Below are 22,586 nucleotides of genomic sequence, written 5' to 3'. Positions count from 1 at the left end.
AGGAACCCGCATGTCGATCGAGTTCATCCCGGGAGCCGGCGCCTGCCTGGTGTCCAAGAACGTGCTCTCCGGCGCCGGGCGCATCAAGTGGATGGTCCGCGAGGAGTCACGCGCCGCCGCCGACAACGGCTGGCGCATCTTCTCCCACATCGACACCACGGAATACCTCCACGACGCGAACAACCTCGTCATCACCGACTTCAACTCCGTGTGCGAGCTCGAGCCGGCGCTCATCGGCATCTGGGACCTCCCCGTCGGCTCCGACCTGCAGATCGTCGACGAGGGCGACGGCATCCAGATCGTCGACACCGCCACCGGACGGCCGATACCCACCGACCAGCTCTACGTCCCCCGCGACTGACATGACGTCGCACCCACACGACGCTGGACAGGACCCGGCAGGCGACCCCGATCAGTTCCTGGCGTTCACTCACGACCAGGCATCGGCAGCACGCCTGCGCGCCAACCTGGTCAGCATCGCTGAGCGGCACCCCGACACCGGTGTGGCGTCCATCGTCGGCGAGGTCCTGGCCGGCCGCCGTCCCATCCGAGACCTCGCTGACGACCCGGAGTTCTCCGCCGTCATCGCGGTCGGCATGGACGACTACCGCAGCTACCTCGCGTCCCTGACGCCAGACGAGCGAGCCGAGATGGTCGCGAGTGCCAAGGACAGCGCCAGCGGAGCGGAGCGAGGACCCACGGCTGAGAAGATGGACTAGGGCTGCTCCCCCGCACCAAGTTCTCTTCACCGAAGGCCGCATCGCGCCAGATCCGGGGTGGCGCTCGTGGACGGGGGGATGAACAGTGGCCGAAGCACCTGACTGGTTGTCGCTGTTGGGGATCCACACCGAGCGGTTCGGTGACGTCGTCCGGCATGCCGACCTCGACGCACGGGTCCCCTCCTGCCCGGGTTGGTCGTTGCGTGACCTCGTGGTGCACCTGGGCGGTGTCCATCAGTGGGCGGCTCATGCCGTTCTCCAAGGCAACCCCGACCTCCGTCCGGAGCCGCCCGCCGAGACCGGTCGTCAAGGGTTGACCACCTGGTACCGCCAACACGCCTCGCACCTGGTCGAGGTGTTGACCTCGGCAGCGGCGGACGCACCCGCGTGGACCCTCGACGACCGGGACCCCACCGCGGCGTTCTGGAGGCGGCGTCAGGTCCACGAGACCGTGATGCACGTGTGGGACGCCGACAATGCTCTACGCCAGCCTCGATCGATCGATCCCTTGCTCGCGTGGGATGGGGTCCTCGAAGTGCGGGACGTCATCTACCCGCGACAGGTGCGGCTCGGGCGCGTGCAGCCCCTGTCGCGTTCCGTCTACATGGTCGCGACGGACGTGGGCGGAGACGCCGTCTTCGGCGACGGTGAGTCGATCGTGCTGCACGGCGAAGCGGAGGTGCTCCTGAGATTGCTGTGGCATCGAGCGGATCTCGACGCGCACGTGCCCGACCCGCAGACGCGCACGCTCTTGTCAGGTGCCATCACCCCATAGCCCTCGCGGAAGAGCGGACGCAGCGCGGATGTCATGGCGCATGGTCGCGGTCGCGACCGTCGGCCATGACGTCGAGGCAGTACGTCATGGGTGCTGGTCGTCCTGCCTGCCTCGCGCCATGACGTTGTGGGTCGCGGACAACGTCGGAGCTAGCGTGACGTCATGCGCGTCGTGTTCTTGGGGGACAGCCACCTCGCGAGGGTTCGGCGCGACCTCCCCGTGGTGGGGCCCGACGTCTGCAACGCGGCAGAGGGCGGCGCGTCCGCGCTGGACGTGCTGGCCCAGGCGACGAGGGTGGCCGTCCAGGACAGCGACCTGGCCGTCCTGTCGGTCGGCACCAACGACGCCGCACCGTGGAAGCAGGTCCCGATGACGGTCTTCGGGCGGGCCGTCGCCCAGTGCCTGGAGTCCGTGCCCGCCCGTCGATGGATCTACGTCGCTCCGCCCGGGGTCGACGAGGCCCGCCTGACCGGCTCGGGCGATCGCACGAACGCGATCCTCGACGCGTACCGCGACGCCGCCCTCTCCGTCTGCGGTGACGCCGGCGCAGGCGTGGTGCGCACGGAGCGCGTCATCGCCCCACTCGGCGCTGCTGCCTTCGTCGACGACGGCCTCCACCTGAGCGGACCGGCCTACAAGCTCGTCCTTCGAGCAATCGCCGACGCAGTCCACGCAAAGTGGTGAGTCGCTCAGGGTCGCGCTGGTCCCGACCGCACGCACATCCGGACATTCGATTCAGTGAGCGGACGACAGCCCGAACCAACGCCGGCAGGGGTCGACGCCACTCACCGTGACCCGCCCTCCCGCTCCGGATGCTCGCCACTCCTCGGCCGTCAGACGCATGTGCGCGAGCTCCACCAGGCCACGGCCCGACTGGTTCAGGCTGACACCGTTGTCGCGGTATCCCACGTGCCGCGAGACCCCGAGTGACGCAGCATTGTCGGACCGCGCCGAGGTCACCGCTGCGAGGGCACCGAGGTGGTCGAAGGCAAGGGCCAGGACCGCTGTGCGCATCGCGATGCCGATGCCACGGCCCCGTGCCGATTCGACCAGCCAGGATCCGGAGTCGACCGTGCGGAGGTCGAGGAAGTCGGCAGCTTCGAGCGACTGGACGCCGACGATCGTGCCGTCGTGCTCGACAGCGAAGTCGAGGCACCACGAGGCAGGCGACCACGTACCCAGGGAGCGCCAATAGCCCTGGTACACGAGCCGACGCCGATGTTCGGCCAGCTCCTCGCCGGGAACCGCTGGAGCCGAGGGGTCGTGCTCGTAGTCGTGCGGCTGCAGCTCCGTCAGGAGCGGGAGGTCGTGCTCTCGCACTGGGCGAAGGTGGACGTCATCGCAGTGGAGCCGGAGCCCGAACAGCGGCCAGTGTGCGACGGGGACGTCGCTGAGCGGGTCGGGCACCGATGCAGTGTCACACGCGTCCTGCGTCCCGCGCTCGTGGGTTCAGACACCGACGCGCAGGAGGCTCCGTCGCGGGTCGCGACGGAGCCACCCTCACCGTCGACACCCGTCACGTGGCCGGCGGCGCGACGCTCGCGTCGTACGTCGTCGCGCGGGCCGTCGCCGACCCCGCTGCGCGCCGCATCCTCGGGACCCCCGAGAGCCTCCCCCCGGCCTGACACCGGATCGGGGTCCGACGAGCACGCCGGGGAGCCGATCGGGATCAGTCCCCTGCGACCGCTCCCGCGACGGTCGGCACGTCACCGGAGCTGCTCGGGATGGCGAACATCCACCAGCCTTGGCCGGTTGCGTCGACGGCGTGCCTGGCGCCGTGGAACTCAACGGTCACCGTGGATCGCGGGCTTGCGAGTCCCCACGCCAGTGCCATGGACCCCGTCGCGAACGCCCCGGAGTCGTCGCAGTTGCCACTGGCGACGCCCTCCCAGCGCCCGTCCGCTGCCTGCTCGTACTGGTCGAGGTTGATCTCCGCGCCGTCGCCGTTCGTGTCGACGAGAGCCGCAGCGACTCCGTCGCGAGCCGCCGTCGCCAGCACCACCGCGTAACGCGGATCCCAGCCGCCCAGGCGCAGCGCCGCTTGGTCGTCGAAGTCCATGTCGCGGAGTGACGACGTCACCAGGTGCGCACCCACACGCAGTGCTCCGAGCTCCGCAGCTCCTCGACGGCCTCGGCGGAGAGCGGCTCCGACGCGTCGGTGACGACGTACCCGAGGTGGTCGCGGGTCGAGAGGTGCTGACCGATCACGTTGTCGCCGGCCTCGGCGAAGACGGCGTTGAGCTTGGCGAGCACGCCGGGGACGTTGTGGTGGAGGAAGCCGAGCCGGTGCTCACCGTCGAGCGCGGGCGTGAGGACCTGCGGCAGGTTGACCGACAGCGCCGTGCTGCCCTGGAGGGCGAAGCCGGCGAGCTTCTCCGCCACGAACCACCCGATCTCCTGCTGGGCCTCCTGGGTCGAGCCGCCGACGTGGGGCGTCAGGATGACGTTGTCGAGGCCCCGCAGCACGGACTCGAACGCGTCGCCCTGGGCCTTGGGCTCGACCGGGAAGACGTCGACCGCCGCGCCCGCGATGTGCCCGGACAGCACGTGGCTGCGCAGCGAGTCGTAGTCGACCACCATGCCGCGCGAGGCGTTGATGAAGAGGGCTCGTGGCTTCATGGCGGCGAACTCGTTGGCGCCGAAGAGGCCTGCGTTGCCGGGCCGGCCGTCGACGTGGAGGCTGACCACGTCCGCGGTCTCGAGCAGCTCGCCGAGCGACGCCATGCGGCGGGCGTTGCCGTGGGCCGGACGGTCCGCCTTGTCGTAGAAGACCACCCGCATCCCGAGCGCCTCGGCGACGTTGGACAGCTGGGTGCCGATGTTGCCGTAGCCGACGATCCCGAGCGTCCGGCCGCGCACCTCGTGGCTCCCCCGCGCCGACTTGTCCCACACGCCGTCGTGCATCCGCTGGGTCTTCTCCGGCAGCCGGCGGGCCAGCGCGATGATCTCGCCGATCACCAGCTCGACCACGCTCCGCGTGTTGGAGTACGGCGCGTTGAACACACCGACGCCCCGCTCAGCGGCGGCGCCCAGGTCGACCTGGTTGGTGCCGATGCAGAAGCAGCCGATGGCCTCCAGGCCGGGAGCCGACTCCAGGACCCGCTTGGTCACCGTCGTGTTGGACCGGATGCCCAGCAGCTGTACGTCGTCGAGCGCCTCGATCAGCTCGTCCTCGCGCAGCGCTCCCGACCGCAGCTCCACCTCGTAGCCGCGTGACCTCAGGACGTCGACGGCCGTCGGGTGGATGTTCTCGAGAACCAGAGCCTTCATGCCGCCACGTTAGGGCAGAGCGGGCAGGCCACCCGGAGCCGGCTTGCGCGATGGACGCCCACCTCGGCCCGGCCGGCGCGCGACGGCTCCGGACAGCTGCTCTAGCCCTCCATTGTTGGCGGGCTGCACGAGTCCTGCATTGCTGAGATGGCGGACATCATCCTGGGCGTCCTCGCGATCGTCGCCGGGGGCGCCATGCTCGTCGCCGGCCAGGCCGTGCTGCGACTCATGATCCCCATCTGGGGCTTCTTCGCCGGTTTCGCCGCCGGTGCCGGCCTCGTCGCCGGCTTCGCCGACGAGCGCTTCCTCGGCACCGTGCTCGGCTGGGTGCTCGGCTTCGTCCTTGCGCTCGTCTTCGCGATCCTGGCCTACCTCTACTACTACGTCGCCGTCGTCCTCGCGATGGGCGCGGCCGGCTTCGCGATCGGCTCGGGCCTCATCGTCGCCCTCGGGATCTCCTGGAGCTGGGTCGCCGTCCTGATGGGCCTGGCCGTCGGCCTCGTCCTCGGCCTGCTGGCGGTGTTCATCGACGTACCGATGATGGTGCTCGTCGTCGTCGGCTCCCTCGCCGGCGCTGTCGGCGTGACCGGTGGCCTGATGCTGCTGGTGGGCTCACTGGACTCCGCCGACTTCAGCAGGGGCGACTTCGTCGACCGCGTCTCGGACAGCTTCGGCTGGTCCCTGCTCCTGCTGGTGCTCGCCCTCGGCGGCATCGCCGTCCAGGCCATGCAGCGGGCTCTCATGCGCCAGAGCATCCAGGAGACCTGGTACGCCGACGTCCACTGACCAGCGAGATCTCGTACGTTGTCCATCGCCATGACCTCGTACGCCGACCTGACCGAGCAGCAGGCCGCGGCCGCCCTCCAGGAGTTCCTGGAGGCGCGGCCCGCCGCCCTGCGGGTTCTCGAGGTCGCCGTGGGCGAGGCCGTCGAGCTGGACCGGTCGGTCGAGAGCCTCGGACCGCTCTGGGTGTGGGTGAAGGAGCGGCTCCGGCTCGGGCCGTCCGGACAGCAGCCGTCCTGGTCGCGGCTGGGGCCCGGGGAGCACGAGCGGCTCGACGAGGCCTCGCTCCGGCTCCTCGACGGCCTGATCTCCTACGTGATCGACGTCGTCACGACCGCCGTCCCGGCAGCGAGGTGGGAGGTCGCGACCGACCCGGACCCACGGTTCCTCCACCAGAACCAGCCGATGCTGAGGGCCGGGGACTGGGAGCAGGTGCCGGCCCTGACGATCGGCAACCTGGGGCGCCAGGTGTTCAGCGACTGGCCCCCGGCCGACGACCGGCTCGAGTCGGTCGTGGGGTTCTGGCTCGCCGAGGTCGCCGAGACGCGATGAGGATCGGAGGTCGCGCCGGTGGCGTCGACCGCCCTGCCTGTCAGCCCAGCGTCGCCGGATCCGTGTTGGCGCCGCACACGACGACCGCGACGCGCTCGGCGTCCTCCGGCACGTAGCGGCCCGAGAGAAGCGCGGCGTACGCGGCGGCGGCCCCCGTCTCCGACGGCACCCGGAACTCGCTCCAGAGGCTCGACCGGGCGTCCATGATTTCGTCGTCCGTCACGAGCACCGAGGTCGGTGGCTCCTTCTCCAGTGCGCTGAAGGCGAGGTCGCCCAGGCGCCGGGCGCCGAGCGAGTCGGCGGCCACGCCCGCCACCGCGACGTCGACCGGCCGTCCGGCCTCCAGCGCGCTGTGGAGCGTGGGGCAGAGCTCCGGCTCGACCGCCACCACGCGCGCGCGACCCAGGGCGGAGGCGGCGACGCCCGCGTAGAGACCGCCGCCGCCCACCGCGACGACGATCGTGTCGATGGACGGCTCGTCCTCGAGGATCTCCTCCGCGAGCGTGCCCGCTCCTGCTGCGACCTCGAGCTGGTCGTACGCGTGGGCCAGGGCTGCCCCGGTCCGCTCGCCGAACGCCACGGCCGCGTCGTACGCCTCGGCGTACTCGCTGCCGACGCGCACCACGTCCGCGCCGTAGGCCTCGATGCGTCGGACCTTGACGTCGGGCGCCGACTGCGGCACGAAGACGGTGGCGCGGATGCCCAGGTCGCGGGCGGCGAAGGCCTGCGCGAGCCCCGCGTTGCCGCCCGAGGCGACGACGACGCCGGCGTCCCCGATCTCTCCGGTCTCCAGCCCGGCGAGCTGGCGGTTGAAGGCACCGCGGGTCTTGAACACGCCGCAGTGCTGGAGGAACTCGCACTTGAGCCACACGGCGTCGCGGTCGGAGGGCGGCATCAGGGGCGTACGCCGCACGCGCCCGGCGATCCGTGCCGCTGCTGCCTGTACGTCGGTCCGGTCGAGCATCACCGGTCCATTGTCGCGGCGACGGCTGACGCCCGGCACGGGCCCGCCTCAGCGGGCGGTTCGCTGGTCGACGACCTCGCCGTTGCGGGGCACGCGGCCGCCGAAGGTGATCGGCACGGCGGTGGCGCGCCGGACGTCCGGGCGGTCGATGGCCTGCAGGTGGACGTGAGGCTCGGTGCTGTTGCCCGAGTTGCCGCACCGCCCGAGCACCTCGCCCACCCGCACCCGCTGGCCCACCTGCACCCGGACGCTGTGGCGTTGCAGGTGGCACACCTCGACCACCGGCCCGTCACGCAGCTCGATGAAGACGTGGTTGCCCGCCAGTGCCTGCCAACCCGCTGCGGCCCGGCGACGCTGGGTGAGGGCGTAGCCCACGGACGGCAGCCCACGGAACGCCGGGTGGTCGACCTCCGTGTCGTGCACGCCGACCACCACACCCTCGGCGGGAGCGAGGATCGGGCGCCCGAAGCCGGGGAACTGCTCGGCCGGCTCGGGGCGGAGGAGCGACGCAAACGTGAACGGTGCCGTCCGCCCGCGGTCATCGACGGGGACGAAGTCGATGGCGTACGACGACGCGAACAGGGCGGTGCCGTGGCTGGGCACCCGGTCAGCGGGACTGTTCTGCGTCAGCCAGCGCCCCTCGAACGGGTACTCCAGGTCGACTGCCGTCTGCATGCGTCCTTCCTAGCCCACCTGTGCCCGGGCGGGGTCGGCCCGACGTCTCGAGGGAAGACTCCTGAGGGCAGCGGCGTCTGTCGCCCCGGCCGGACCTCCGCGTGCCACTCCACGACCGACCTGACGTCGATCACGTGGGCACCGGGGTCACGCACTCTTCGGAGCCACGCGACATCCGTTCAGCGCAGGAGGTCGACGGCGACGCTGGCGCTCCAGTACGTGTCCGTCCGAGCCGCGGGCGTCACTCGAGTCAGCGTCCGAGTGCGGCCGTCATCGACGTTCCAGGTGATCAGGCCGCGGGTCGACTCGAAGAACCAGAGGGTGTCGTCGTCCCACCACCCCCGCGGCCACCCTGCAGCCTCGCCCCGGCCGAGTCGCAGTCGAGCGACGGGCGTCCAGGACCCCGTCTCCACGGCGACGAGCTCGCGGTTGTAGCCGAAGACGGCGTGGTCTCGCCCCACTGCTGCTCCGCGCTTGGCGAGGCGGTTAGGCAGTGCCACTACCGTCTCCACCTCCCGTTGATCGCGATGGACGGAGCGGACGGTCCGGTCTCCGCGGCGCGTGAAGGTCACGACGGACCCGTTCGCTGCGAAGCCGTCGATAGGCAGGATGTAGCCGGCGCGCCGGACCTTCGCCGTCTGCGGGTCGAGTGCCCACGTCCTCTGCGTCGATGCGCCGTGCAGCCGCATCACGTTGATGCTGTGGCCGTCAGGGCGCCACCGGAGGTAGCCCGTGTGGTCGCCCGGCAGTGCCACCTCGCGTGAGCGGCCCGTCGAGAGATCGAGCAGCACGATGCCGGCAGTCGTCGGGGCGGCCCATGCCGTGCCGTCGGGTGACAGCTCGCCGGCGCCATAGGTGTCCACGCCGGGATGCGTCGAGGCAGGCAGTCCCAGGCGTTGCATGTCGAGTGAGCGCCATCGGCCGTCGAGCCCGAGGAAGAACACCGTCTCGGTCTCCCACGCACCGCGGTCGTCGAACGACTCGCGCGGGTGGTACGCCATCAATGCTCTGCCGGGCGGCTCGGCGAGCAGGTCGGGCAGGACACTGCCGTCAGGTGGGAACGCGTCCGGCAGCTTCGAGTCCATCCTCGGAGGCCCGCTGCTGATCCGGTCGATCCAAGCAGCGTCGATCGGCCAGGGGGTGGAGCCGGGGCCGGGGCCGGGGGCAGGGCTGTCCGATGACTCGGCGAGCGCCTCGGGAGACGGGGACGCAGGGCTGTCGGGCGCTCCGGCGTCAGAGCAGCCCACAGTGGCGAGCAGGATGGCGATGACGCCCACCCGAGCCCGCCGCCCCCGCTGCATGTGCCAACAACACCACAACGGTGAACCGGTCGTCGCAGGCTCGACGGCCGTAGGTGACATCTTGGCCGCGCCTGTGGGCGCGGAGATGGGTCACTGTGATCAGCCAGACGACTTGCGACCCGCGAGAACGAGTACGGCGATGCCGACGAACAGCACCACGACGTCCAGAGCGATCGTGCCGATGCTGCCCTGGTCAGGAGACACAATCGAGAGCACCACCCCGCAGACGCCGAGCGCCAGGAGCCCTGCCCCGAAGTACTGCAGATAGGCCATGCCGCACTCTGGCACGAGCCAGGCCCCAATTGTTTTGGGACACCGCTCGTCGGCATGCGCGGATGATCGAGCCGGCGCCGTCGGGGGGCGGAGTGGCGGCTCAGCCGGTGGGGTCAGGGTGCTCCAGGAGCAGGGCCGTTGCGGTGCCTGACCCGCGCGCCGCCGAGCGACTCGAACAACGGCAACCACTGGTGATCCGGGTAGAGACGGGCGACCGCCTGAGCGAGCCAGCCTCGCGCGGCGTCGTCCAGGACCGGCCAGGTCGTGCGGAGGTCGCGCTCGTCCTTCGGTCGCGCCTTCAGCGCCTTGTGCAGGAGGACGATCTCCGGACGCTGGTAGCGGATGCCGTCCGAGTGGGTCCAGACGACGTCGTCGACCGGGGCCGTGTGCTCGGGGTCGCGCTTGCTCACCCACAGGCCGCCCCGGTCGGGGATCAGGATGACGTCGAGGACCCACGCGGACGTTGCGTCTCGACGGACCCAGATCTGGCTCTCCCGGTCGAGCGGCTCTGTGCGTTCGTCGGAGTACGGCGTCAGCGTGCCTCCGACCTGGTTCCACAGGTGCCACTCGGACTTGAGGTGCTCGTAGAACGCTGGCACGTCAGACGCGAGCATCGACACGTCGAGGTCCTCGTGCTCGCGAGGGACGCCGGTGGCGGCATCGATCGCCCAGCCCCCGACGATCCACCAGGGCCGGTCGTGGCCGCGCAGCATGGCCGCGGCCTCCGGCGGGGTGAGCACCTCCCATGCGCCGTACAGGCGGATGAAGGCCTCGTCCTCGGCCTGCTCCTCTGGAGTCCTGGCGAGCGGCTCCACGTCCGACATCCGACCAGCGTAACGAGGCAGCGCGGCATCGGGGATGGCCCGGCGCTCGCGGAGGAATGACGCGCCAGCGCGGTGAAGAGATGGCTCAGGTCCGCTCGAGCCGCCGCGCGAGGTAGGGCGCGGTCGCGCTGCCCTCGGCCTTCGCGACGTCGGCCGGCGTCCCGGTCGCGACGACGCGGCCGCCGGCGTCTCCGCCGCCCGGGCCGAGGTCGATGACCCAGTCGGCGGTGGCGACTGCGTCGAGGTCGTGCTCGACGAGGACCACCGTGTTGCCGGCATCGACGAGGCGGTGCAGCTGGCGCAGCAGGAGGGCCGTGTCCGCGGGGTGCAGTCCCGAGGTCGGCTCGTCGAGCAGGTAGAGCGCGTGGCCGCGGCGCGCCCGCTGGAGCTCGGTGGCGAGCTTGATGCGTTGCGCCTCACCGCCGCTGAGCTCGGTCGCCGGCTGTCCCAGGCGCAGGTAGCCCAGGCCCACCTCGCGCAGCGTCTGGAGGCTGCGCGAGGCGGCCGGCACGTCCACGAGGAACGTCGCGGCGTCGTCGACGGGCATGGCGAGGACCTCCGCGATGTTCTTGCCGCGGTAGGTGATCTCGAGCGTCTCGGCGTTGTAGCGATCGCCGTGGCACGTCGGGCAGGGCGCGTAGGTGCCGGGCAGGAAGAGCAGCTCGACGGAGACGAACCCCTCGCCCTGACAGGTATCGCAGCGGCCCTCGGGGACGTTGAAGGAGAAGCGGCCCGCGCCGTATCCGCGTGCCCGGGCCGCGTCCGTGTCGGCGTACAGCTTCCGCACGGCGTCGAACATTCCCGTGTACGTCGCGAGGTTGGACCGCGGCGTCCGGCCGATCGGCCGCTGGTCGACGAGCACCAGCCGGTCGAACGACTCGAGGGCAGCCGGGTCCTCCGCGAGCACCTGGCTGACCAGGGTCGACTTGCCGGACCCGGACACCCCGGTGACGGCGGTCAGCACGCAGAGCGGGATGTCGACGGACAGGTCGCGCAGGTTGTGGCGGGTCACGCCGGCCAGCCGGAGCCAGCCCTGCGGGGCACGTACGTCGTGCACCAGCCGCTCGGCGCGACCGAACAGGTGGGCGCTGGTGGCCGACTCGGTGACGCCCTCCAGGTCCGCCACCGGGCCGCTGTGGAGCACGCGGCCCCCGGCCTCGCCGGCACCGGGACCGATGTCGACGACCCAGTCCGCACGGCGTACGACGTCGAGGTCGTGCTCCACGACAAACAGCGAGTTGCCGGCCGCCTTCAGGCGGTCCAGGACGTCCAGCAGCGGCGCCGCGTCGGCCGGGTGCAGGCCGGCGGAGGGCTCGTCCAGGACGTAGACGACGCCGAACAGCCCCGAGCGCAGCTGGGTGGCGATCCGCAGGCGCTGCGCCTCGCCGGGCGACAGGGTCGTCGAGCTCCGTCCCAGGCTCAGGTAGCCCAGGCCCAGGTCGAGCAGCACCTCGATGCGGGCGACCAGGTCGGCGCAGATCCGCACCGCGACCTCGTTCGCCTCCTCGGGCAGCTCGGTGGCCGGCCGCAGCAGCGCGACCAGCTGCGTGAACGGCAGGGCGTTGACCTCGGCGATCGAGTGCCCGAGGAAGGTCACCGTGAGGGCCTCCGGCCGCAGGCCGCTCCCGTGGCAGTCCGGGCAGGGCGCGTCCTCCACGAACCGCAGGGCGCGCTCGCGCATCCGCTCGCTCTTGGAGTCGGCCAGCACGTGCATGACGTGCTTGCGCGCGCTCCAGAACTTGCCGTAGTAGCCATGGTCGATGCGATCCCGCTCGGGCTTGATGAGCACCGACGGCTGCTCGTCGGTGAAGAGCAGCCAGTCCCGGTCCTTCTTCTTGAGCTTGCGCCACGGCTTGTCGACGTCGATGCCGAGACCGGTGACGATGCTGCGCAGGTTGGCACCCTGCCACGCACCGGGCCAAGCGGCGATCGCACCATCCCGGATGCTCAGTGACGGGTCGGGGACGAGCAGCTCCTCGGTGACGTCGTGGACGACGCCCAGGCCGTGGCAGCGCGGACATGCGCCGGCCGCGGTGTTGGGAGAGAACGCCTCGGCCGCAAGGTGCTCGGCACCCTCGGGGTAGTCGCCCGCTCGCGAGTAGAGGATCCGCAGCAGGTTGGACAGCGTCGTGAGCGTGCCGACCGACGAGCGGGACGTGGCCGCGCCGCGACGCTGCTGCAGCGCCACCGCCGGCGGCAGCCCGGTGATCTCCTGAACGTGCGGAGCACCGACCTGCTGCAGCAGCCGGCGCGCGTAGGGCGCCACCGACTCGAAGTAGCGGCGCTGGGCCTCCGCGTAGAGCGTGCCGAAGGCCAGCGACGACTTCCCCGAGCCGGAGATCCCGGTGAACGCCACCATGGCGTTGCGCGGGATGTCGACGTCGACGTTGCGCAGGTTGTGCTCGTTGGCGCCGCGGACGCGCACGAAGCCGTCGATCGCGTCGTCGGTCACGCGGGCCTGTGCCCGGCCCGAGCGCGACGCCCGTGGTCGGTCTCGTCCGAAGCACCTTGTGCCACCACGACTCGGAGTACTGCCCCAACGAGTGCGAACGGGGCGACGACCATCCCCTCAGGCTAGCCCCCGCCGGTTCCCGCCCGTCTGGCCCTTCACATCCCCGCACCGTTCACAGTGCAAGCACGAAACCAAGCTGGCCGGCTCACCGCCCCAACGCTGCCCGACACCCACGACTCGCAGGTGAAGGACATTCCCACACGTGCAGATCGGCGGAATCGCCTCCGCCCGGCGCAAACGCCTGCGCAGCATTCCAAAACGATGCCAGAACAGATGCCCGGCGCACCAGTCCGCCGGTCCAGCTTCACAGAACCGCCCTCGGCTTCACCCTCGTTCCAGCCCCATCGTGTCCGCCCATCGCCAGATTGCGGAGAGCCTGGATCCGAACAGGGACGTCAGGTAGGTCTCGTCCCGACGAAGCGGCCCTGACATCCGTCCCTGCACGCGTCCTTGGCTGGCCGTCCCGGCAGCGCTTCTGTGGGCAGGCGTGCTGGTTGGGCGAACCTCCTATCGCGTGGACCGAGTTGCTGCGCCTCACGGGTTCGACCTGCTGCGATCGATCATCTGGACCGGCTTCGTGGTCATCGGGCCGATGCACTTGCGAACGTTCACATGGGCGAAGGACCAGGACCGCCGTAGCCCGCGCCCTTGGCCCGCCCGCCTATCCGGATACGCGCCGCCAGGCGGCGTAAGGGGCGTGTGTCGACGGACGCCGAACTGGCCTTCGGCCCCCACATGGGGTCGTTCGAACTGGGCCCTAGAGAGCAGTCGCGGTCTTAGCTTCAGTCGTCACGGGCAAGATGGCGTACCCGTCCACCACCCGGTTGGAGGTGTTGCCGGTCGTTTCTTGTCCGCGCGAGACGGGATTCGATAACGTCGGCAGCCGCCGTTACTGCAGTCCACGGTGGCGGTGATCTGACGTTGATCACGGGGGAATCATGGCCGAAGAGGCTTGGCACGAAGCACGACTCATTCCGACTTCAGGCATCAATGGCGCGGAGGAGCAGGAGCGACGCGCTACCTCCGCCCTTCTGGCCGTGCTGTCAGCGGTCCGGGAGTTCGGACGCGGCTTCGTGAAGCCGTTCGGCGCTCCAAGTGGCGCGATCGAGTGCTTCATCGAAGTGCCATTCGTGCTTGGCGAGCGTCGTCTCTACCCAGACGGGCTTATTCGAGTCTCTCGTGGCGCCAAGACCTGGACCGCTCTGGTCGAGGTCAAGACCGGCCCGAACCAGCTCGCCACTGAGCAGCTCGAGAACTACCTCGACATCGCGCGTGAGCACGACTACGACGCCGTCATCACGATCTCGAACGAGATCCCTGCCGTCGCCGGACAGCACCCGACCAAGGTCGACAAGCGCAAGCTCAGAAAGGTGGCGCTGCACCACGTCTCCTGGTCCCAGGTGCTCGCCGAAGCCGTCATGCAGAAAGAGTTCCGTGGAGTTGCGGATCCGGACCAGGCGTGGATCCTTGGCGAGCTCATTCGTTACCTCGAGCACCGCAAGTCTGGCGCCCTCGAGTTCGACGACATGGGAGAGGCCTGGGTCGGGGTTCGAGACCAGGTCTCCGCCGGCACTCTGCGGGCGTCGGACAAGGGCATCGCCGAGGTGGCGGCACGCTTCGACGCACTCCTGCGGTTCGCCAGCCTTCAGCTCGGCCGCCAGCTCGGCACCGAGGTCGTACCGGTTTTGAGCCGCAAGGAGGCGGCCGATCCGGTCGTGCGCGCCCAGGCGCTTGCCCAGACCCTTTGCGCGACCGGCGAGCTCTCAGGCGCCATCCGCATCCCCGGCACGGTCGGTCATCTCGTCGTCAACGCAGACCTGCGTTCCGGCAGGGTCACCTGCTACGTCGACGTCGACGCCCCGCGGGAGGGACGAGCCACGACGCGGGTGAACTGGCTGCTTCGGCAGCTCAAGAACGCTCCGGACTCGACACGAGTGGAGGTGTTCGTCGCCCATGCCCGCGGGTCGCAGGCCGCCGAGCTGCTGAGCACGGTGCGCGAGGATCCCTCCGTACTTGTCCACGACCCGACAAAGGAGATCCGGGCGTTCCGATTGGCGGTCAGCACCACGCTCGGCACGAAACGCGGACGTGGGCGCGGGTCCTTCATCGACTCGGTCCTGACCGCGGTGGACGGCTTCTACGGCGAAGTTCTCGGCTCGCTACGAGCCTGGGCGGCGGCACCCCCGAAGCTGCGGCCCGTCCATGCCGAACCGCCCGAGGTCGATGACTCGGTTCCGGCTGCGCTCGCCTCGACCGATTACTCGTCACAGGACGGCGCCGAGGAGGACGGTCGCGCGCGTGCCCGGGAGGCGGATCACCCGCTCGCCGCAGTAGCGGCGGTGGATCCCCACCATCCGAGCGTCGTCGCCGCCTGGGACCAGCAGGCCGACGATGACTGACTTCGACGGCGCGACGCTGACGACCGAACTCGAGCCAGAGAGCGCCGCCAGCGAGATCGCCCGCGCAGTGAGCGGGCGCCACAAGATCGCGCGCAAGTACGTGATGCGCTTGCGCAAGCGGAACCCGGAGGCCAGCCCGGCGGAAATCGTTGCGATGCTCGAGCGGCACTACGTCACCGCGATCACCGTCGCGGGCGGTGTCGTCACGGCGGGGACCGTGGCGGCGAACATCGGACTGGCACTCATCCCAGGTGTGGCGGCTGGCAAGGAGGCCGGCAAGGGCGCGGCCAAGGTCGCCGCCAAGGGCGCAGCGAAGAAGGTCGCCGCCAAGGCGGCAGCCAAGACTGCAGCGATGAGCGCAGCGAAGACCGGCGCGGAACGGGCGGTCCACCTGTTGCCCGCCGGCGACGAGCAGCTCCAGTTCGAGATCACGGCCGTGTTCGCGCTCGCGCTCGCCGAGATCCATGACATGTCGCTCGACCAAGAGCAGGCGCATGCGCTCGTCTACGGCCTTTCGAACGGCCGGGTCAGCCAACAACAGATCGCGGCGATGGCGACGGACCTTTCTAAGGATGCTGGGGAACCAACGTCTGGGCTGGGTCACACGATCGCTTCGGGTCGAGATGACTGGTCCCACTGGGCGAACACGCTCGCCGACACTCTCCCCGGAGGGGCCGCCCAGAGCCTGGTCCGGACAGTGCAGACGGGTCAGCTCGAGACAGTCCGTTCCGGGCTCAACGGGAAGCAGCAGAGCGTCATCGAGTACGGAGTCGGCGCGCTTGCCGGCGGGGCCACACGGTTCCTCTTCGGCGGCGAGGTCGTCGAGGCGTCGCGCGTCGCCTTCGCCGAGGCACCGGAACAGTTCCCGTCCCACTTGTCCGACGCCTTGCTCGTCAAGGCGGAGGAAGAGCAGGAGCCGAACCGAGCATTGGTCGCCTTCGAAGACGCTGCGAAGGCCACCGGCAGCTGGGTGAGCACCGCGGCGGACAGGTCGACGAGAGTCTTCCGTAGCGTCGATCTCGACGGCGACGGCGTTCCCGATGAGCCGCAAGCCCTTTCAGCCGTCCGCGGGCTCGGAGGTGCAGTAGGGGGAGCTGTGTCCTCCGGGACTCGTTCCTTCCGCCGGGTCGATCTCGATGGAGACGGCGTTCCGGATGAGCCCCAGGCGCTGTCCGCGGTGAAGGGGGCGCGGGAAGGTGTCGCATCCAGGCTCAGGCGCAAGCAGCGGGCTGAGCGCGGTGAGTTGGAGGGCGAAGCCAGCGAAGGGGAGGCGGCTGACTGACCGGCCGAGCCGTGGCCTCAGGGACCACTCGTCCGCGAACCGAGGGTCAGAGACTCTCCGGCGGCAGGTGCTTCTTCATCAGCCTGCGCACCCGCTTCTGCTTCCGGTCCGGGATCATCGAGCGCATCTCCTCGAGCTTGCCGAAGCAGAGGAGGCGGTCCTCGCCCTCGAGCACGGTCTTGTTGCGGGGGTTGGGGATGACGTGGGGGCCGCGGTGGAGGGTGAGGACGGTGATGTCACGGTCGTCGAGGCCGGAGTCGCCGAGCTTCTTGCCGACCATGTCGGAGCCGGCGTGGACGACGATCTCGGCCACGCCGTAGCCGGTCGAGACGGTCAGCCGCTGGCGTACGTCGATGTCGGGGAAGGCGACCTGGTTGGCCATGTAGTCGACGATCGCGCCGGCGACGTCGAGCTTGGTCGCGGACTCGATGCCCTCGAGGCCGGGTGAGGAGTTCACCTCCATCACCTGCGGGCCCTTGCGGCCCTCGAGCATGTCGACGCCGGCCACGCGCAGGCCCATGATCTGCGCGGACCGTACCGCGACCCGCTCGAACTCCTCGTCGAGCTCGACCGGCTCGACGCTGCCGCCGCGGTGCACGTTGGAGCGGAACTCGTCACCCTGCGCGACGCGGCGCATCGCCGCGACCACGCGGTCACCGACGACGAGGGCGCGGATGTCGCGGCCCTTGCTCTCCTTGACGAAGCTCTGGATCAGCACGTTCTGCCGGGTGCTCTGCAGCGTCTCGATGATCGCTTCGGCGACCTTGATGGTCGGGGCCAGGATCACGCCGATGCCCTGCGTGCCCTCGAGCAGCTTGATCACGACCGGCGCGCCGCCGACGCGTTCGATCGCCGGGATCACGTCGGCGCGGTCGCGGACGAACGTCGTGGCCGGCATCGGGATCTTGTGGCGCGACAGGATCTGCGTCGCGCGCAGCTTGTCGCGGCTGTTGGCGATGCCATAGCTGGTGTTGGGCGTGTAGACGTCCATCTGCTCGAACTGCCGCACGACGGCGGTGCCGAAGTAGGTGATCGAGTTGCCGATGCGCGGCAGCACGGCGTCGTACGTCGACAGCTGCTTGCCGCGGAAGAGCAGGTCGGGCTCGTCTCCCGAGAGGTCGATGCCGAAGCGCAGGGTGTTGAGCACCTTCACGTCGTGACCGCGGTCCACGGCGGCGGTGCGGAGCCGCTGCGTGCTGTAGGACCGCGGGGCCCGGGACAGGATGGCGAGCTTCATGGTCAGTCATCCAACCACCTGCCCCACACGCCCCACCTGCCAAGATGGCCCGGTGGACACCACCCCCCAGGCGCCCCCTGCCGACGACGCCAAGGTCGTCGTCGGCTGGCGCGAGTGGGTGGCGCTGCCGCAGGCCCACGTGTCGTGGGTGAAGGCCAAGATCGACACCGGCGCACGGTCGTCGTCGATCCACGCCTTCGACCTCGAGGTCGTCGAGCAGGACGGCCAGGAGTGGGTCACCTTCTCCATCCACCCGTGGCAGCGCTCCGACGAGGACCACGTCGAGCTCAGGCTGCCCGTGCTCGACATGCGCGAGGTGCGCTCGAGCAACGGCCAGGTCGAGAAGCGGTACGCCGTCGCCCTCGACGTCACGCTCGCCGGGCGCACCATCACCACCGTGATGACGCTGAGCAACCGCGACGAGATGGGCTTCCGGATGCTGATCGGGCGCGAGGCGCTCGAGCGCGGCTTCCTCGTCGACTCCTCGCTGTCGTACGCCGGCGGACGACCGCGGCGCGCCGTGCGCCGCAAGAATTGGGGCAAGTAGCCCCGGTTCAGCGCAGCCGGACCTCGCAGGAGCGGAGCTTCTCGCCGCTGCAGGTGTCGCGGTTGGCGTTGCCGTTGATGGTGTCGCGTCCCGGCCCGCCGACGAGGAGGTCCCGGCCGCGGCTGCCGCGGAGCGTGTCGCGTCCGGCGTCGCCGTAGATCCGGATACGCGACGTCCGCGCGTCGCAGCCGAGGAGGTCGGCGTCGTCCGCGGTGCGGGCCGAGGCGATGTCGTCCTTGCCGGCGCGGCCGCGGACCGTGGCCCGGCACGCGTAGAAGCGGAGCTCGTCGGCGCCCTTCGTACCTCGAACACGGAGGTCCTTCGCGCCCAGCAGCGACGTCTCGAAGCCGGTGAACCGGCTCCTCGCGATCGTCCCGTCCTGGCGCATCGTCATCGTCCCGGAGGCCAGGTCGAGGTCGAGCCGGCGACCGGCCCAGAGGTCGACGCGGTCGTCGCCGTCGCCGCCGACGTACCTGCTCCTGGACCCACCCGCTCCGTCGGGCGAGAGGAGCGTGTCGTCACCGCCGCCGAGGTAGAACCGCTGCCGGTCGTGGACCCGGGTCGGGAAGGAGACGTAGACGGTCTCGTCCCGGTCGCTCCCGTCGAAGCGGAACGCGCTCGGCGCCCGGGTCCCGGAGAAGGCGAAGCCGTCGAAGCCCGTCCACCGCAGCGTGACGAAGCCGTCCCGCTCCAGGGTGCCCGCCGTCGCGTCCACGACCGCGTGGCCGGTGCCGAGGTCGGGCACCAGCGTGCTGCCGGGGCCGGCCGTCGCGTCGAGGCGGGCTCCCTCGGTCATCGGACCGGACCAGTAGACGGTGCCGCCCGCCTCGACCACGACCACGTCGCCGTTGGGCACGCCCGGCGAGCCCGACACGACGGAGTCCACGAGCGTGCCGGCGCCGGTGTGGATCGTGTCCGGCTCGGTGTCCCTCCCCTCGCCGCCGGCGACGACCCAGTCGCCGCCGCCCGCCGAGCCCGTGTAGTGGTCGCTGCCCGCACCGAGCTCGACGCCCACCGACCCGCGGGAGCCCGAGGCGTCCACGACGTCGTCACCCGCGCCGGTGGCCAGGCTGAGATCGGGATAGCGGCCCTCCGACTCGGTCACGCACACGAGGTCGTCGCCGCCCCGGGTGTCGACCTCGATGGCGCCGTTGGTCACCACAACGTCGGCGCCCTCCGTGCCGACCACCTCCCGCTGGAGGTAGGAGCCGACGATCGTCGCCGGGCGGCCCTGGCACGTCTCGGCCGCGGCCTGGGCCGGCGCGTTGCTCAGGAGCGTGGCGGCGATCAGGCCGGTGGCGAGCCCGATGGGCAGGTGCGGTCGCATAGGGGGTCCTTCGGTCGAGGTGGGTCCGTTGGGAGACGTCGACGCTGCCGCAGAGGTTGCCTCCCGGGCGGGTGTTCCTGGTGACAAGGGCTCGCGGCCCGCCGGTCAGCGCCGCAGCTTGATCTCGCAGCTCCGCAGCCGCTCGCCGCTGCACCGGTCACGACCGCCGTTGCCGTTGATCGTGTCGCGGCCGGGACCGCCGATCAGGACGTCGTCGTCCGTGCTGCCCTGCATCGTGTCGTTGCCGCCGCCACCGAGGAGGCGGAACCTCCGGGGGTTGCAGCGCAGACCGGCCTCGAAGTAGTCGTCACCGCGGCTCTGGCGGATGTCGTCGGCGCCGCCGCGACCCTTCACCGTCGCCTTGCAGGCGTAGAACCGCAGATCGTCGGCCTTCTTCGTGCCCTCGAGGACGAGCTTCTTCGCGCCGACGAGCTGGGTCTCGAAGCCGGTCAGGCGGTTGCGGACGGCGCGGCCGGACTTCTTCGTCACCATGCGACCCGAGCGCAGGTCGAGGTCGAGGCTCCGACCCGTCCACGCGTTGACGTGGTCGGTGCCAGGGCCGCCGGCGTACGAGCTGCCCTTGCGCCCGACGTTGTCGTCGTAGCCGAGGGAAAGGACGTCGTCGCCGCCGCCCATGATGATGTTGTGGCGGCTCTTGTCCGCGTTGGGGAAGCGGAAGTCGAGCTCCTCGTCGCGGTCCGTGCCGAGGAAGGTGAACGACCGCGGCGTGCGTGACGCGCTGCCACCGGTGGTGTAGCGGTCGAAGCCCGTCCAATACAGCTGGCGGGTGCCGTCCTGGCTCAGGGTCCCGCTGCTGGCGTCGACGAGGACGTCGCCCGAACCCACGCCGAACCCGAGGCCGGCACCGCCCCCGCCGTCGAGGCGGAAGCCCGCGCCCGCGGGCCCGGTCCACGCCACGGTGTTGCCGAAGCCGACACCGTCGTCCGCACCGAGCACGACCACGTCGGCGTTGATCACGGTCCGGTCGGAACCGGAGACCACGCGGTCGTCGCCCCCGGGCCCGGTGGTGATGGTGTCCCGCTCGATGTCGGCCCGCGGGCCGCCGTCGTAGCCGTTGCTGCCGCCGTGAACCGTCTCGTCGTACGCCGACCCGGTGTAGGTGTCGCTCCCGGCGCCCAGCTCGACGTCGACGCCACCGACGACGGCCGAGGCGTCTACAACGTCGTCGCCCGCTCCCGCGTCGACGCTCACGTCGCCGAACACCTGGCCGCCGGTGACGCACACGAAGTCGTTGCCGCCGAGGGCCTGCACACCGGTCGACCCATTGGTCACGATGACGTCGTTGCCCTCGGTGCCGGTCAGGCCGTACTGGCCCACCCCGACGACCGTCGCCGTACGCCCCTGGCAGGTGTCGGCGGCTGCCTGCGCGCCGGGCGTGGTGAGCAGCGTGGCGGCGAGCAGCCCGGTGGCGAGTCCGGCGGGCAGGAGGGGTCGCATGCGGTTCCTTCGGTCGAGGTCGGTCCGTGGGGAGACGTCGACGCTCGCGGAGAAGTTGCCTCCGACCGCTCACAGGAGGTGCACAAGGTCAGCCCACGGCGTGGACAGGTGCGGTGACCAGCATCGGGGGCGTCCGCACCACCGACCGAAAGGCCGCACTCCATGCGACTCCTCCCCCTCCGCCAGGCCGTGGCCGGGACCCTGGCCGCCGTCCTCCTCGCGGGGTGCAGCGCGTCCGTGGCCGGCGACACCGGCTCCGGCACGTCGAGCGGCTCGAGCAGCACCAGCAGCTCGGGCGCGCTCTTCTCCGGCACCTCCGTCGAGGACGTGCTCGACGACGACGTGGAGGTGGAGGCCGGCGACACCGCCTACGACGAGGCCGACGCGACCGCGATCGAGGTCTCCGGCACGACGGCGTCCTCCGACAGCGACGCCGTGACGGTCGAGGACGGCACGGTCACCATCACCGCCGCCGGCACCTACGTGCTGAGCGGCGACCTCACCGGCCAGGTCGTCGTCGACAGTCCCGGCGACGGCGTCGTACGCCTCGTGCTCGACGACGCCACCATCACCTCCCCGACCAGCGCGGCGATCGACGTGGTCGACGCCGAGTCGGTCGTCGTCGTGCTCGCCGACGGCAGCGACAACGCGCTCGAGGACGCGGCGACGTACGACGACAGCGGCGAGGACGCGCCCACCGGCACGCTCCACTCCACGGCCGACCTCACCATCGGCGGCACGGGCTCGCTGACGGTCACCGGCAACAGCAACAACGGCATCGTCGGCAAGGACGGGCTCGTCATCACCGGCGGCACGATCGACGTGACGTCGGTCGACGACGGCATCATCGGCAAGGACTACCTCGTGCTGGCCGACGGCACCGTCACCGTCGACGCGGTCGGCGACGCCCTCAAGTCCGACAACACCGAGGACGCAGGCACCGGCTTCGTGCTGATCGAGGGCGGCGAGCTCACCGTCACCTCGCAGGACGACGGCATCAAGGGCGTGCAGGTGCTGGTCACCGGCGGCACCGTCGACGTGGCGGGGTCGACCGAGGCGCTCGAGGGCTCGCTCGTCGTCATCGACGGCGGCGACCTCGAGCTGCACGCGGCCGACGACGGGGTCAACGCCGCGTCGTCCGACGACAGCACCGCCGCGGACGGCCGGCCCGGCGGCGAGATGGCGGCCGACGACTCGGTCCACCTCGTCGTCAACGGCGGCACCCTCGAGGTGTGGGCCAGCGGTGACGGCCTCGACTCCAACGGCGACGCCACCGTCACCGGCGGCGAGATCACCGTCCACGGCCCCACCACCGACGGCAATGGCGCGCTCGACGTCAACGGCACCTTCGACGTCAGCGGCGGCACCCTGCTGGCCACCGGCAGCGCCGGGATGATGGTCGCCCCCTCGACCGACTCCGCCCAGGGCTGGCTCGCCACCGCGCTCGGCTCGACGGCTGCGGCCGGGGCGGAGGTCGTGGTCAGCGACGCCGACGGCACCGAGGTCGCGACCTGGACCCTCGCGAAGGACGCCGCCTCCGTCGTCTACTCCTCCGCCGACGTCGAGCAGGGCGCGACCTACACCGTCGCCGTCGACGGCACCTCCACCACCGTGACCGCCGGGGAGGCGCCCGCCGGCGGTCACGGCGGCCCCATGGGCTGACCCCGGCCCACCCACCTCCCCACCCC

Annotated in this window: 22 protein-coding genes; 10 read left to right on the top strand and 12 right to left on the bottom strand. The window is 70.8% G+C overall.

What is annotated here, in order from left to right; translation table 11 throughout:
• The first annotated feature begins 10 nt into the window (after positions 1 to 10).
• From NCI01_RS01610 to NCI01_RS01595, 4 genes are all read left to right on the top strand, one after another.
• On the top strand, positions 11 to 361 hold the full coding sequence (locus NCI01_RS01610; protein ID WP_254179715.1) for a DUF2185 domain-containing protein: 351 nt from the start codon (positions 11 to 13) through the stop codon (positions 359 to 361).
• Position 362: 1 nt separating this feature from the next.
• Positions 363 to 719: a hypothetical protein gene (locus NCI01_RS01605; protein WP_254179714.1), complete on the top strand. Its 357-nt coding sequence runs from the start codon at positions 363 to 365 to the stop codon at positions 717 to 719.
• Between the two features lie 85 nt (positions 720 to 804).
• Positions 805 to 1,494: a maleylpyruvate isomerase family mycothiol-dependent enzyme gene (locus NCI01_RS01600; RefSeq protein ID WP_254179713.1), complete on the top strand. Its 690-nt coding sequence runs from the start codon at positions 805 to 807 to the stop codon at positions 1,492 to 1,494.
• Between the two features lie 162 nt (positions 1,495 to 1,656).
• Positions 1,657 to 2,178, top strand: coding sequence for an SGNH/GDSL hydrolase family protein (locus NCI01_RS01595; RefSeq protein WP_254179712.1), 522 nt, complete (start codon positions 1,657 to 1,659; stop codon positions 2,176 to 2,178).
• A 51-nt stretch (positions 2,179 to 2,229) separates the two neighbouring features.
• Here the strand turns inward: NCI01_RS01595 and NCI01_RS01590 are convergent, their stop codons facing one another.
• The 3 genes from NCI01_RS01590 to serA all read right to left on the bottom strand — a co-directional run bounded on the left by NCI01_RS01590 (position 2,230) and on the right by serA (position 4,764).
• Positions 2,230 to 2,901 (bottom strand): GNAT family N-acetyltransferase, encoded by a 672-nt coding sequence (locus NCI01_RS01590; RefSeq protein ID WP_254179711.1) that lies wholly within the window; start codon positions 2,899 to 2,901, stop codon positions 2,230 to 2,232.
• A gap of 262 nt (positions 2,902 to 3,163) precedes the next feature.
• Complete coding sequence (locus NCI01_RS01585; RefSeq protein WP_254179710.1) at positions 3,164 to 3,574, bottom strand: hypothetical protein; 411 nt, start codon at positions 3,572 to 3,574, stop codon at positions 3,164 to 3,166.
• Entirely contained in the window at positions 3,571 to 4,764 is a 1,194-nt protein-coding gene (serA, locus tag NCI01_RS01580) for a phosphoglycerate dehydrogenase (RefSeq protein WP_254179709.1), read from the bottom strand. The genes NCI01_RS01585 and serA overlap by 4 nt, the downstream gene beginning before the upstream one ends.
• Before the next feature lie 147 nt (positions 4,765 to 4,911).
• Between serA and NCI01_RS01575 the strand changes: the two genes are divergently transcribed.
• Positions 4,912 to 5,550: a hypothetical protein gene (locus NCI01_RS01575; RefSeq protein ID WP_254179708.1), complete on the top strand. Its 639-nt coding sequence runs from the start codon at positions 4,912 to 4,914 to the stop codon at positions 5,548 to 5,550.
• A gap of 30 nt (positions 5,551 to 5,580) precedes the next feature.
• Entirely contained in the window at positions 5,581 to 6,099 is a 519-nt protein-coding gene (locus NCI01_RS01570) for a hypothetical protein (protein WP_254179707.1), read from the top strand.
• Between the two features lie 40 nt (positions 6,100 to 6,139).
• Here the strand turns inward: NCI01_RS01570 and NCI01_RS01565 are convergent, their stop codons facing one another.
• From NCI01_RS01565 to uvrA, 6 genes are all read right to left on the bottom strand, one after another.
• Positions 6,140 to 7,063 carry a threonine/serine dehydratase gene (locus NCI01_RS01565; RefSeq protein WP_254180183.1) on the bottom strand — a complete coding sequence of 308 codons (924 nt, stop codon included), beginning with the start codon at positions 7,061 to 7,063 and terminating at the stop codon, positions 6,140 to 6,142.
• A gap of 48 nt (positions 7,064 to 7,111) precedes the next feature.
• Entirely contained in the window at positions 7,112 to 7,738 is a 627-nt protein-coding gene (locus tag NCI01_RS01560; RefSeq protein WP_254179706.1) for a M23 family metallopeptidase, read from the bottom strand.
• Between the two features lie 179 nt (positions 7,739 to 7,917).
• Positions 7,918 to 8,823, bottom strand: a complete 906-nt coding sequence (locus NCI01_RS01555) for a TolB-like translocation protein (protein WP_254179705.1) — start codon at positions 8,821 to 8,823, stop codon at positions 7,918 to 7,920.
• A 315-nt stretch (positions 8,824 to 9,138) separates the two neighbouring features.
• The gene (locus NCI01_RS01550; RefSeq protein WP_254179704.1) at positions 9,139 to 9,312 is read right to left on the bottom strand and encodes a hypothetical protein; all 174 of its coding nucleotides are present in this window, start codon (positions 9,310 to 9,312) and stop codon (positions 9,139 to 9,141) included.
• Between the two features lie 113 nt (positions 9,313 to 9,425).
• Positions 9,426 to 10,136, bottom strand: coding sequence for a nucleotidyltransferase domain-containing protein (locus tag NCI01_RS01545; RefSeq protein ID WP_254179703.1), 711 nt, complete (start codon positions 10,134 to 10,136; stop codon positions 9,426 to 9,428).
• Between the two features lie 85 nt (positions 10,137 to 10,221).
• On the bottom strand, positions 10,222 to 12,588 hold the full coding sequence (uvrA, locus tag NCI01_RS01540; RefSeq protein WP_254179702.1) for an excinuclease ABC subunit UvrA: 2,367 nt from the start codon (positions 12,586 to 12,588) through the stop codon (positions 10,222 to 10,224).
• Between the two features lie 998 nt (positions 12,589 to 13,586).
• Between uvrA and NCI01_RS01535 the strand changes: the two genes are divergently transcribed.
• Positions 13,587 to 15,047 (top strand): hypothetical protein, encoded by a 1,461-nt coding sequence (locus NCI01_RS01535; RefSeq protein ID WP_254179701.1) that lies wholly within the window; start codon positions 13,587 to 13,589, stop codon positions 15,045 to 15,047.
• Complete coding sequence (locus NCI01_RS01530) at positions 15,040 to 16,329, top strand: hypothetical protein (RefSeq protein WP_254179700.1); 1,290 nt, start codon at positions 15,040 to 15,042, stop codon at positions 16,327 to 16,329. The genes NCI01_RS01535 and NCI01_RS01530 overlap by 8 nt, the downstream gene beginning before the upstream one ends.
• A gap of 46 nt (positions 16,330 to 16,375) precedes the next feature.
• Here the strand turns inward: NCI01_RS01530 and NCI01_RS01525 are convergent, their stop codons facing one another.
• Entirely contained in the window at positions 16,376 to 17,566 is a 1,191-nt protein-coding gene (locus tag NCI01_RS01525; RefSeq protein WP_254179699.1) for a RimK family alpha-L-glutamate ligase, read from the bottom strand.
• Positions 17,567 to 17,618: 52 nt separating this feature from the next.
• Between NCI01_RS01525 and NCI01_RS01520 the strand changes: the two genes are divergently transcribed.
• On the top strand, positions 17,619 to 18,113 hold the full coding sequence (locus NCI01_RS01520; RefSeq protein ID WP_254179698.1) for an ATP-dependent zinc protease family protein: 495 nt from the start codon (positions 17,619 to 17,621) through the stop codon (positions 18,111 to 18,113).
• 7 nt (positions 18,114 to 18,120) lie between these two features.
• On the opposite strand, the gene NCI01_RS01515 is transcribed toward NCI01_RS01520, so the two are convergent.
• Both NCI01_RS01515 and NCI01_RS01510 read right to left on the bottom strand, forming a co-directional pair.
• Positions 18,121 to 19,440 (bottom strand): hypothetical protein, encoded by a 1,320-nt coding sequence (locus NCI01_RS01515; protein ID WP_254179697.1) that lies wholly within the window; start codon positions 19,438 to 19,440, stop codon positions 18,121 to 18,123.
• A 105-nt stretch (positions 19,441 to 19,545) separates the two neighbouring features.
• Positions 19,546 to 20,898 (bottom strand): hypothetical protein, encoded by a 1,353-nt coding sequence (locus tag NCI01_RS01510; protein ID WP_254179696.1) that lies wholly within the window; start codon positions 20,896 to 20,898, stop codon positions 19,546 to 19,548.
• Positions 20,899 to 21,060: 162 nt separating this feature from the next.
• On the opposite strand from NCI01_RS01510, the gene NCI01_RS01505 reads away from it, so the two are divergent.
• Entirely contained in the window at positions 21,061 to 22,560 is a 1,500-nt protein-coding gene (locus tag NCI01_RS01505) for a carbohydrate-binding domain-containing protein (RefSeq protein ID WP_254179695.1), read from the top strand.
• Positions 22,561 to 22,586: the final 26 nt, after the last annotated feature.

It is taken from the genome of Nocardioides pinisoli (assembly GCF_024199985.1).
GTDB classification, from domain to species: domain Bacteria; phylum Actinomycetota; class Actinomycetes; order Propionibacteriales; family Nocardioidaceae; genus Nocardioides; species Nocardioides pinisoli.
The sequence above is the reverse complement of the archived record's forward strand: the minus strand, read 5'-3'. Positions and strand labels throughout refer to the sequence as shown.

What these genes read in the sequence shown, in the direction of transcription:
- NCI01_RS01510 (WP_254179696.1), bottom strand. Translation starts at nt 20,898, where the DNA reads ATGCGACCCCTCCTGCCCGCCGGACTCGCCACCGGGCTGCTCGCCGCC.
- NCI01_RS01505 (WP_254179695.1), top strand. Translation starts at nt 21,061, where the DNA reads ATGCGACTCCTCCCCCTCCGCCAGGCCGTGGCCGGGACCCTGGCCGCC.
- NCI01_RS01595 (WP_254179712.1), top strand. Translation starts at nt 1,657, where the DNA reads ATGCGCGTCGTGTTCTTGGGGGACAGCCACCTCGCGAGGGTTCGGCGC.
- NCI01_RS01605 (WP_254179714.1), top strand. Translation starts at nt 363, where the DNA reads ATGACGTCGCACCCACACGACGCTGGACAGGACCCGGCAGGCGACCCC.
- NCI01_RS01545 (WP_254179703.1), bottom strand. Translation starts at nt 10,136, where the DNA reads ATGTCGGACGTGGAGCCGCTCGCCAGGACTCCAGAGGAGCAGGCCGAG.
- NCI01_RS01535 (WP_254179701.1), top strand. Translation starts at nt 13,587, where the DNA reads ATGGCCGAAGAGGCTTGGCACGAAGCACGACTCATTCCGACTTCAGGC.
- NCI01_RS01550 (WP_254179704.1), bottom strand. Translation starts at nt 9,312, where the DNA reads ATGGCCTATCTGCAGTACTTCGGGGCAGGGCTCCTGGCGCTCGGCGTC.
- NCI01_RS01570 (WP_254179707.1), top strand. Translation starts at nt 5,581, where the DNA reads ATGACCTCGTACGCCGACCTGACCGAGCAGCAGGCCGCGGCCGCCCTC.
- NCI01_RS01610 (WP_254179715.1), top strand. Translation starts at nt 11, where the DNA reads ATGTCGATCGAGTTCATCCCGGGAGCCGGCGCCTGCCTGGTGTCCAAG.
- NCI01_RS01530 (WP_254179700.1), top strand. Translation starts at nt 15,040, where the DNA reads ATGACTGACTTCGACGGCGCGACGCTGACGACCGAACTCGAGCCAGAG.
- NCI01_RS01525 (WP_254179699.1), bottom strand. Translation starts at nt 17,566, where the DNA reads ATGAAGCTCGCCATCCTGTCCCGGGCCCCGCGGTCCTACAGCACGCAG.
- NCI01_RS01560 (WP_254179706.1), bottom strand. Translation starts at nt 7,738, where the DNA reads ATGCAGACGGCAGTCGACCTGGAGTACCCGTTCGAGGGGCGCTGGCTG.
- NCI01_RS01565 (WP_254180183.1), bottom strand. Translation starts at nt 7,063, where the DNA reads ATGCTCGACCGGACCGACGTACAGGCAGCAGCGGCACGGATCGCCGGG.
- NCI01_RS01515 (WP_254179697.1), bottom strand. Translation starts at nt 19,440, where the DNA reads ATGCGACCGCACCTGCCCATCGGGCTCGCCACCGGCCTGATCGCCGCC.
- serA (WP_254179709.1), bottom strand. Translation starts at nt 4,764, where the DNA reads ATGAAGGCTCTGGTTCTCGAGAACATCCACCCGACGGCCGTCGACGTC.
- NCI01_RS01575 (WP_254179708.1), top strand. Translation starts at nt 4,912, where the DNA reads ATGGCGGACATCATCCTGGGCGTCCTCGCGATCGTCGCCGGGGGCGCC.
- NCI01_RS01555 (WP_254179705.1), bottom strand. Translation starts at nt 8,823, where the DNA reads ATGGACTCGAAGCTGCCGGACGCGTTCCCACCTGACGGCAGTGTCCTG.